Origin of the sequence: Bradyrhizobium oropedii, from assembly GCF_020889685.1 — a bacterium.
GTDB lineage: Bacteria > Pseudomonadota > Alphaproteobacteria > Rhizobiales > Xanthobacteraceae > Bradyrhizobium > Bradyrhizobium oropedii.
In genome coordinates this window covers 1-1,938 of sequence record NZ_JACMYO010000400.1, presented here as the reverse complement: position 1 = coordinate 1,938, position 1,938 = coordinate 1, and the positions used below count along the sequence as shown (strand labels likewise).

The window sequence follows — 1,938 nt, the reverse complement described above, 5'->3', positions numbered from 1 at the left end:
AGCGCTCAACGCCAGACCAGGATCGCTACTACATCCCATTCCAACTATGAGCGGTTCAATAGCCAGAGCAGGTATCGTCGCCTCAACCGGATCATTACCGTAAAGCGCCAGACGTGCAACACAATCGGCCATCAGCCATTCTTGTCGCGCAGATGGAAGCGCGCGATCGATCGGCACATATACTCCGCCCGCCTTTAGGATCGCCAGCTGCGCCACCACAAGAGCGGCGGAGCGGTCCAGCACGGTGGCAATGCGATCCCCCAGCTTGACCCCGAGGGCGATCAGGTGGTGCGCCAGCCGGTTGGCCCGTGCGTTGAGCTCACCATAGCTCAGCCGCTCGTCTTCGCAGATCAGCGCCACCGCCTCCGGCGTCTTTTGCACCTGCGCCTCGAACAGCTCATGGATGCATCGTTCCGACGGATAAGGCGCCGCCGTCCGGTTCAACTCCTCCAGCAGATAGCTGCGCTCCTCGGCCGGCAGGATGTCGATGCGGCCGACCGGCTGGCCTGCATCGGCTGCCATCGCCCGCAGCAGCGCCAGCAGATAACCACGCTGCCGCTCGATCGTCGCCTGATCAAACAGCGCCGTGGCATAACCCAGCGTTCCGGCGATCTCCTCGCCATGCTCGCCAAGGCTCAGCTCCAGATCGAACTTGACCTGATCGATCCCCTCCCCGGCAGCCTCCACACTCAGCCCCGGCACGTCCAATGTCCCAACCGCGCTGTTCTCCCAAGCCAACATCACCTGCAACAACGGCGTGTGATCAAGAGCTCGGGGCGGCTGCACGATCTCCACCACTTGCTCGAACGGCAGGTCCTGATGCTCCTGTGCAGCCAGCGCCGTGCGCCGCGTCCGCTCCAGAAGCTCCGACACGCTCGGCTCGCCCGACAGGTCCAGCCGTAGCGCCAGGGTGTTGACGAAGAAGCCGATCAACTCTTCGACCTCGCGCCGGCCTCGATTGGCGCTTGGCACGCCGATCGCAAGGTCGTCCTGCCCCGACAGACGCGACAGCACCGCCGCCCAGGCTGCCAGCACCGTCATGAACAACGTCGTGCCATGCTGCCGGCTCAGCCGCTTCAGCTCCCGCGTCAGATCCGCATCGATGACGATCGGAACCGTGGCCCCGGCAAACGACTGCTGGGCAGGCCGCGCATGGTCCGTCGGCAAGACAAGACGGGCCATGCCTGACAGGGCGTTGCGCCAATACTGCGCCTGCTTCTGCAGCCGTTCCCCCGACAGCCATTGGCGTTGCCAGGCGGCATAATCCGGATATTGGATCGCCAACGGCGGCAAAGGATCGTCCTGCCCAGCCTCGAATGCCCGGTAAAGCTGACTGAGTTCACGCACCAGCACGCCCATCGACCAGCCGTCCGAGACGATGTGATGCTGGGTCAGCAGGAAGACGTGCTCCTCATCCGACATCCGCACCAGACGCCCGCGGATCAGCGGCCCGCGCGCAAGATCATACGGCGTGCGCTCCTCTTCATGGCACAGATCCAAAAGTGCCGCTTCCGCATCCGGTCTGTGCCGAAGATCGTGCTCAAGTACCAGTAGTCCCGCATCCGGCGGCAGGACCTCAACCTGGGGCTTGCCCTGCGGCGCGACAAAGACACTGCGCAGCGCCTCATGACGCGCAAACAGACGATCAAGGCTGCGCTGCCAGGCGCTGCGGTCGAGCATCCCGCGCAGTCGTAAGGTCAGCGGAATGTGGTAGTTCGTGCTGCCTTCGTTCAGCTGCGCCAAAAACCATAGCCGCTGCTGCGCAAACGACAGCACAAGCGGCTCATGACGCGACACGGCCGCAATCGACGGCAGGTCTTGGGGACCGGAGCGGCTCAACACCTCGACGATGCTTGCGGCCAGATCGGCCAGCACTGGCCTTGCGAACAGCGTCGACAGCGGCAGCTCGACCCCAACAGCCTGTGACAACCGGCTCGA

1 protein-coding gene is annotated in these 1,938 nt (G+C 64.1%); it reads right to left on the bottom strand.

Annotated features, from left to right (window positions below; all coding sequences use genetic code 11):
* Positions 1–1,938: condensation domain-containing protein (locus tag H8A95_RS42810; RefSeq protein ID WP_229188421.1), on the bottom strand; the 1,938-nt coding region annotated here is incomplete at both ends.